8 protein-coding genes are annotated in these 6,662 nt (G+C 61.8%); 2 read left to right on the forward strand and 6 right to left on the reverse strand.

The window, feature by feature from the left end; all coding sequences use genetic code 11:
* Positions 1-13: 13 nt before the first annotated feature.
* Genes BJQ17_RS29115 through BJQ17_RS29125 form a run of 3 tightly spaced genes read right to left on the reverse strand, consistent with a single transcriptional unit; the run spans position 14 to position 2,357 of the window.
* Positions 14-379 carry a hypothetical protein gene (locus BJQ17_RS29115; protein WP_003255102.1) on the reverse strand — a complete coding sequence of 122 codons (366 nt, stop codon included), beginning with the start codon at positions 377-379 and terminating at the stop codon, positions 14-16.
* Positions 380-384: 5 nt separating this feature from the next.
* On the reverse strand, positions 385-813 hold the full coding sequence (locus BJQ17_RS29120; RefSeq protein ID WP_004575657.1) for a DNA polymerase III subunit chi: 429 nt from the start codon (positions 811-813) through the stop codon (positions 385-387).
* A gap of 50 nt (positions 814-863) precedes the next feature.
* Positions 864-2,357 carry a leucyl aminopeptidase gene (locus BJQ17_RS29125; protein WP_004575656.1) on the reverse strand — a complete coding sequence of 498 codons (1,494 nt, stop codon included), beginning with the start codon at positions 2,355-2,357 and terminating at the stop codon, positions 864-866.
* Positions 2,358-2,658: 301 nt separating this feature from the next.
* Between BJQ17_RS29125 and lptF the strand changes: the two genes are divergently transcribed.
* Positions 2,659-3,774, forward strand: coding sequence for an LPS export ABC transporter permease LptF (gene lptF, locus BJQ17_RS29135; RefSeq protein WP_004575655.1), 1,116 nt, complete (start codon positions 2,659-2,661; stop codon positions 3,772-3,774).
* Complete coding sequence (lptG, locus tag BJQ17_RS29140) at positions 3,767-4,828, forward strand: LPS export ABC transporter permease LptG (RefSeq protein ID WP_003255095.1); 1,062 nt, start codon at positions 3,767-3,769, stop codon at positions 4,826-4,828. The genes lptF and lptG overlap by 8 nt, the downstream gene beginning before the upstream one ends.
* A 149-nt stretch (positions 4,829-4,977) precedes the next feature.
* Here lptG and BJQ17_RS29145 read toward each other — a convergent pair whose 3' ends face one another.
* The 3 genes from BJQ17_RS29145 to BJQ17_RS29155 form a co-directional block, all read right to left on the reverse strand.
* Positions 4,978-5,466, reverse strand: coding sequence for an RDD family protein (locus BJQ17_RS29145; RefSeq protein ID WP_003255094.1), 489 nt, complete (start codon positions 5,464-5,466; stop codon positions 4,978-4,980).
* 90 nt (positions 5,467-5,556) lie between these two features.
* Entirely contained in the window at positions 5,557-5,766 is a 210-nt protein-coding gene (locus BJQ17_RS29150) for a cold-shock protein (RefSeq protein ID WP_003255093.1), read from the reverse strand.
* Positions 5,767-6,123: 357 nt separating this feature from the next.
* On the reverse strand, positions 6,124-6,662 hold a 539-nt coding region (locus BJQ17_RS29155; RefSeq protein WP_305775679.1), incomplete at its 5' end, for a glycine cleavage T C-terminal barrel domain-containing protein.

A 6,662-nucleotide genomic window follows, 5' to 3' on the forward strand; every position in this document is an offset into this window, starting at 1 on the left:
CCGTTGCCCGGTTCTACTCGGAACGCTTGATCAGCCGCTCGATCCGCGCATCCAGCCGGCGCTTGATTTCGTTCTCGATATGCGGGGTAAAGTCGTTGATCACGTCCTGCATGATCATCTGCGCTGCGGCGCGCAGCTCGCTTTCCAGGTGCAGCAGGGTGTCCTGGCGGCGGGTCTGCGGGTCGTCCTCGGGTTCGGCAGCTACAGGTTCGGCGGGCGCCGCGGGGTCGCTGGCGGCTTCGTCCAGCAGCAACGGAATCTGCTCTACCGTCTCGGTGAGCAGCGGCGGTTGCAGGTCGGCGTCGCCAAGCAGCTGACGGATCGACTCGAGGTCATCGAGCAGATGGGCGGAATCGGGCAAAGGGGAGGGCTTGTCCATCGTCGTCAAAGTCGCTGTAAGCGGTGGTCTTGCAGAGCATAGCCCTGTTCACGGTAGAAACGGAATCGCTCACGGGCTGATTGGCGGATAGCCGGCTCTTCAACAACGATTTCGGCCACCCGCTCGAACTGCCCGACAAAGCCCGGCACGCTGGCGCCGAGGTTGATCAGCAGGCCGTGGTGCTCGCCGGCGTTGTCAGCCAGGCCCAGAACCACGTCAGCATCGGCATGCACCTCGGCGAGGTCGTGGGGCACGAAGGCCTCGCCCTTGAAGCGCCACAAGCGTTGGTCCAGTTCACTGCGCTGTTCTGCATCCTGGCAGTGCAAATAGACCTGGTGGCCAAGGCGCCAGGCCTTCTCGCACAGCTTGCAGGCGAAATCGAGCCGCGCCGACAGCGAGTCGGTGGGCAGAATGTAGAAGTCGACTTTGCTCATGGTGGGAATCGCCGGCCGGTGGCGCGCAAGGCACCACCGGCTTCACGGCTTCAGGCGCCAGCGCGGTCCAGCAGGTACTGGGTCAACAGAGGTACCGGGCGGCCAGTGGCGCCCTTGTCCTTGCCGCCACTGACCCAGGCGGTGCCGGCGATGTCCATGTGCGCCCAGTTGTAGGCTTTGGCGAAGCGCGACAGGAAGCAACCCGCGGTGATCGTACCGGCCTTCGGCCCACCGATGTTGCCCATGTCGGCGAACGGGCTGTCCAGCTGCTCCTGGTATTCATCGAACAGCGGCAGCTGCCAGGCACGGTCGTCGGCGCGCTTGCCGGCATCGAGCAACTGCCCGACCAGGTCGTCGTTATTGCCCATCAGGCCGGAGGTGTGGCTGCCCAGGGCGACGATGCAGGCGCCGGTCAGGGTGGCGATGTCGATCACCGCCTGCGGCTTGAAGCGCTCGGCGTAGGTCAGGGTGTCGCACAGCACCAGGCGGCCTTCAGCGTCGGTGTTGAGGATTTCCACGGTCTGACCGCTCATGGTGGTGACGATGTCACCTGGGCGGGTGGCGCCGCCGCTTGGCATGTTCTCGGCGCAGGCCAGCAGGCACACCAGGTTGATCGGCAGTTGCAGCTCGAGCACTGCACGCAGGGTGCCGAACACGCTGGCGGCGCCGCACATGTCGTACTTCATTTCATCCATGCCGGCGCCTGGCTTGAGGCTGATGCCGCCGGTGTCGAAGGTAATGCCTTTACCCACCAGCACGAATGGCTTGTCGGCCTTTTTGCCGCCCTGGTAATTGAGCACGATCAGGCGTGGCGGCTGGTCGCTGCCCTGGCCCACGGCGTAGAACGCGCCCATGCCCAGGTCCTTGATCTTTTTCTCGTCCAGCACTTCAACCTTGAGGGCCTTGTGCGCCTTGCCCAGTTCCTTGGCCTGTTCGGCCAGGAAGCTTGGGTGGCAAAGGTTGGGTGGCAGGTTGCCGAGGTCACGGGTGAAGGCCATGCCGCTGGCGATGGCGCTGGCATGCTTGACCGCACGCTCGACTTCGGCCTGGCCGGCTTTGTCGGCCAGCAGGGTGACCTTTTTCAGCGCACGCGGCTCGGCTTTCTGGCTTTTGAAACGGTCGAACACATATTCGCCGTCCAGCAGGGTTTCGGCCAGCAGGCGGTATTTGCCGTAATGGGCGTCGCGGTTGCTGACCGCGATATCGTCCAGGGCCAGTACTGCGTCAGCGCCGTTCAGGCCCTTGAGCACGCCAGCGACACTGGCCACCAGTTTGCGCCAGGCGCGGTCGCCCAAGGCTTCTTCCTTGCCGCTACCCACCAGCAGCACGCGCTCGGCCTTCAGGCCCGGGAGGTTCTGTAGCAGCAGGGTCTGGCCCGGCTTGCCGGCCAGGTCGCCGCGCTTGAGCACGGCGCTGATGGCGCCTTCGCTGGCCTGGTCGACAGCCTTGGCAACAGCGCCGAGCTTGCGGTTTTCACCTACCGGAAGGACCAGTGTGGCGGTTTTTACGGATGCAGCAGCTACGCTTTTTACAACCAGTTCCATGTCAGGATCCCCGAATGATCGATACGAATGGCGCTGTGTGTTCCAGCGCTCTGGACGGGCCTGGCCGCGTCGTCGCGCACCAGCGGAAAAGCTGCCAGTTTGAGCCTGTGGCAAGCGTGCTGACAACCCCGTTGTGCACCTTCGTACGCGGCCAAGTGACAGGGGCGGTCAATCACAGGATAATGCGCGCACTTTACATGGAGGTTCGCCTTTGGCGAACCGGCATTGGTCTTGGATGTACTAAGTCATTGTTTGGCGCCATTGCATGGCAGTCCGCCCTGACAACCCAGGAGTGTCTGGTTTGATCGTCTTTCGTTATCTGTCCCGCGAGGTCCTGGTCACCTTGAGCGCCGTCAGCGCTGTGCTGTTGGTGATCATCATGAGCGGGCGCTTCATCAAGTACCTGGCCCAGGCTGCCCAGGGCGTGCTCGACCCTGGCGTGTTGTTCCTGATCATGGGCTTCCGCTTGCCAGGCTTCCTGCAACTGATCCTGCCTCTGGGGCTGTTCCTCGGCATCCTCCTGGCTTACGGGCGCCTGTACCTGGAGAGTGAGATGACCGTGCTGTCGGCCACTGGCATGAGCCAGCAGCGCCTGCTGGGCATGACCATGGCGCCGGCTGCCCTGGTTGCCCTGCTGGTGGCCTGGCTGAGCCTGAGCCTGGCCCCGCTGGGCGTGGCCCAGGTGCAGCAGATCATCAGCCAGCAGGATGCCCTGACCGAGTTCGACACCTTGGTGCCGGGCCGCTTCCAGACATTGCGTGATGGCTCGCGGGTAACCTATACCGAGCAACTGTCGGATGACCGCATCAACCTGGGCGGGGTGTTCATCTCCGAGAAGCGCTTCAACCAGGACAAGACCAAGGACCGCGCCCCCTCGGTGCTGGTCGCCGAGAAAGGCCACCAGGAAATCCAGGCCGACGGCAACCGCTATCTGGTGCTGGAAAACGGTTACCGCTACGACGGCAACCCGGGCCAGGCCGACTACCGCGCCATCAAATATGACACCTACGGCGTGCTGCTGCCCAAGCCGGAAGTCGCCGAGGAAGTGACCGAGCGCGAAGCGCTTCCCACCTCCGAACTGATCGGCAAGGAGGGCCTGCGTGAGCGCGCCGAGCTGCAATGGCGGTTGTCGCTGCCGATCCTGGTGTTCGTCGTCACCCTGCTGGCGGTGCCGCTGTCGCGGGTCAACCCGCGCCAGGGCCGTTTCCTCAAGCTGCTGCCGGCAATTCTTCTGTACATGGCCTACCTGACAATGCTGATTTCCGTACGCGGCGCCCTCGAGAAGGGCAAACTGCCGATCGCCCTGGGCATGTGGTGGGTACACGGTCTGTTCCTGCTGATCGGCCTTGGCCTGATGTACTGGGAGCCGCTGCGCCTCAAACGCGCCGCCCGCCGTGCGGAGGTGGCCCATGGCTAAGCTCGATCGCTACATCGGCCAGAGCGTGCTGCTGGCCATCCTGGCCGTGCTGGGGATCATCCTCGGCCTGGCTTCGCTTTTCGCCTTCATCGATGAGATGGGCGACCTGAGTGACACCTACACGGTGCTGGAGGCAGGCAACTTTGTCCTGCTTACTGCACCTCGGCGGCTGTATGAAATGCTGCCAATGGCCGCCCTGATCGGTTGCCTGATCGGCCTGGGCAGTCTGGCCAGCAGCAGCGAGCTGACCATCATGCGTGCGGCCGGCGTGTCCATCGGTCGTATCGTCTGGGCGGTGATGAAACCCATGCTGGTGCTGATGCTGGTGGGGCTGCTGATTGGCGAATATGTGGCACCGGTGACCGAGAACAAGGCTCAGGCCGACCGTTCCCTGGCCCAAGGTGGTGGTGAAGCACAAAGTTCCAAACGTGGCATGTGGCACCGCCAGGGCGAGGAGTATGTGCACATCAACGCCGTACAGCCCAATGGCCTGCTGCTGGGCGTGACCCGCTACCGCTTCGACAGCGAGCGCAAGATTGTCACCTCGAGCTTTGCCCGCCGTGCGCAGTACCAGAACGACCACTGGCTGCTCGCTGATGTGCGTACCACCTATTTCCGTGGCGACCACACCGAGGTGGTCAACGCGCCGGAGGAGCGCTGGGATGTTTCGCTCACCCCAGAACTGCTCAATACCGTGATCCTCGCGCCGGAGTCGCTTTCGATTACCGGCTTGTGGGACTACATCCACTACCTGTCTGACCAGGGCCTGAACAACTCCCGATATTGGCTGGCATTCTGGACCAAGGTGCTGCAGCCGATGGTAACGGCGGCCCTGGTGCTGATGGCGATTTCGTTCATCTTTGGCCCGCTGCGTTCGGTTACCCTTGGTCAGCGCGTGTTCACGGGTGTGCTGGTGGGCTTCGTGTTTCGCATTGGCCAGGACCTGCTCGGGCCTTCGAGCCAGGTATTCGGCTTCCCACCGCTGCTGGCGGTGGTGATACCGGCGGGCATCTGTGCCTTGGCCGGTGTGTGGTTGTTGCGCCGGGCAGGGTAATAGCCAGAGCTGCACAAGAAAGCCGACCTCAGGGGTCGGCTTTTTCATGGCTGTTTATCTGGCCCGGCCCGTTCGCGGGTAAACCCGCGCCTACAAGTATCGCGCGGGCGTCAGGAAAGGGCCCGAACCGGCAACGCCAATCCTCTGGCTCATTTCTTCTGTTTAGGCACCCGCACCAGCTGGCTTTCCGAATAGATGTCATGCCAACCACGCTTGCGCTTGTCGATCAGCACCCAGAAAAAACCCAGCCCCAGGCACAGCCACGAGGCAATCGACACGACGAACCGCAAGAGCGCCTGCCACAGGCTGATGGCCGAGCCATCGGCATTCTGCACCCGAACGCCCCATACCTGCATACCCAGCGTCTGCCCACCGTGGGTCCAGAACTTGGCAAAGAAGCCGAACAGGGCAAACAGCAGTACCGTAGACAGCAATGGGTCGCCATCCAGTGCACCGGCCTCGGTCAGCTCGCGCATACGTGCTTCGCCGATGATCGACATCTGAATCATCTTGTAGGCGCCGGCGGTCACGATCAGCAGCGCGGTGCACAGTAGAAAGTCATAGAACATCGCTGCCAGGCGCCGGCCCAGGCCGACCGGCGGAAAATCACCCTGGGGTGTGAGCAGAGGCTTGGACATGCAGGACAGCTCCAGAAGACGAGCCTGCTATTCTACGGGCAAAAAAAAACCCCTGCACTTGGCAGGGGCTTTTCAAAGTCTGGCGCTGGATCAGACAGGTTGAACCTTGTCAGCCTGCATGCCTTTCTGGCCCTGAACTGCTTCAAAGGTAACCTTCTGGCCTTCTTTCAGGCTTTTGAAGCCGCTACCTTCGATAGCGCGGAAGTGCACGAACAGATCCGGACCGCTTTCTGGGGTGATGAAGCCGTAACCTTTTTCGTCATTGAACCACTTGACGGTACCGTTCTGACGCTCAGCCATTGTCTTATTTCCTATGAAGCTTAAATTTTGATGACAGTTTCTTTCGCACTTTTTTGTAAGCGAAAGATTACTGGGCTGGGTTGCAGGAAGTAAGAGACGTCGAACGGGTTGTAGCAAATATCGGCTACTGGCCCAGGTCACGAACTGTTGCGACCCATGCAAACACAGTGCAGTGACTCTACGCCAACTCCCGAGCGAAAAACAAGCCCTTGGTCGTATGGAAAACTGGCCGCTTGCCGATAACCGACCGATTTGTCGGAAACGGCATGGCGCCTGGCCTGGCGCCATGTTCAAAAGTTATTGGGCAGGTTCGAAAACGAATATGTCGACGCTGCCCAAAACCTTCACAAAGCTGTTTCAGCCACGGTAGTAACGTGGTGTCACGAAAGGCATTTTGCTGACTTTCAAGGCCACCTTCTTTCCACGCACCACGGCAAACAGCTCGGTGTCGAGTGCAGCATGTTCACTATCGATATAACCCATTGCGACAGGTGCGGCGAGTGTCGGGCCAAAGCCCCCGCTGCACACTTTACCTACCGCTTTATCGTTTGCGTCGACAATGTCCGCACCTTCACGAACAGGCGTACGCTCCTGCGGCAACAGGCCGACACGTTTGCGCGCAACACCATCACGCACGTGGGCGAAGATCGTCTCGGCACCCGGGAAGCCGGCAGCGCGTGCACCCTCGGCACGGCGTACCTTGGAAATTGCCCACAGCAGGCTGGCTTCGATCGGCGTAGTCTCGCTGTTCATGTCGTGGCCATACAGGCACAGGCCAGCTTCCAGGCGCAGCGAGTCGCGTGCGCCCAAGCCGATCGGCTGTACTTCCGGCTCGGCCAGCAGGCGGCGAGCCAGGGCGTCGGCAGCGTTGACCGGTACCGAGATCTCGTATGCCG

This window comes from Pseudomonas sp. NBRC 111139 (assembly GCF_001753955.1).
GTDB lineage: Bacteria > Pseudomonadota > Gammaproteobacteria > Pseudomonadales > Pseudomonadaceae > Aquipseudomonas > Aquipseudomonas alloputida.

Coding starts and splice junctions, on each gene's coding strand:
- BJQ17_RS29145 (WP_003255094.1), bottom strand. CDS start 5,466: ATGTCCAAGCCTCTGCTCACACCCCAGGGTGATTTTCCGCCGGTCGGC.
- BJQ17_RS29125 (WP_004575656.1), bottom strand. CDS start 2,357: ATGGAACTGGTTGTAAAAAGCGTAGCTGCTGCATCCGTAAAAACCGCC.
- lptG (WP_003255095.1), top strand. CDS start 3,767: ATGGCTAAGCTCGATCGCTACATCGGCCAGAGCGTGCTGCTGGCCATC.
- BJQ17_RS29150 (WP_003255093.1), bottom strand. CDS start 5,766: ATGGCTGAGCGTCAGAACGGTACCGTCAAGTGGTTCAATGACGAAAAA.
- BJQ17_RS29120 (WP_004575657.1), bottom strand. CDS start 813: ATGAGCAAAGTCGACTTCTACATTCTGCCCACCGACTCGCTGTCGGCG.
- BJQ17_RS29115 (WP_003255102.1), bottom strand. CDS start 379: ATGGACAAGCCCTCCCCTTTGCCCGATTCCGCCCATCTGCTCGATGAC.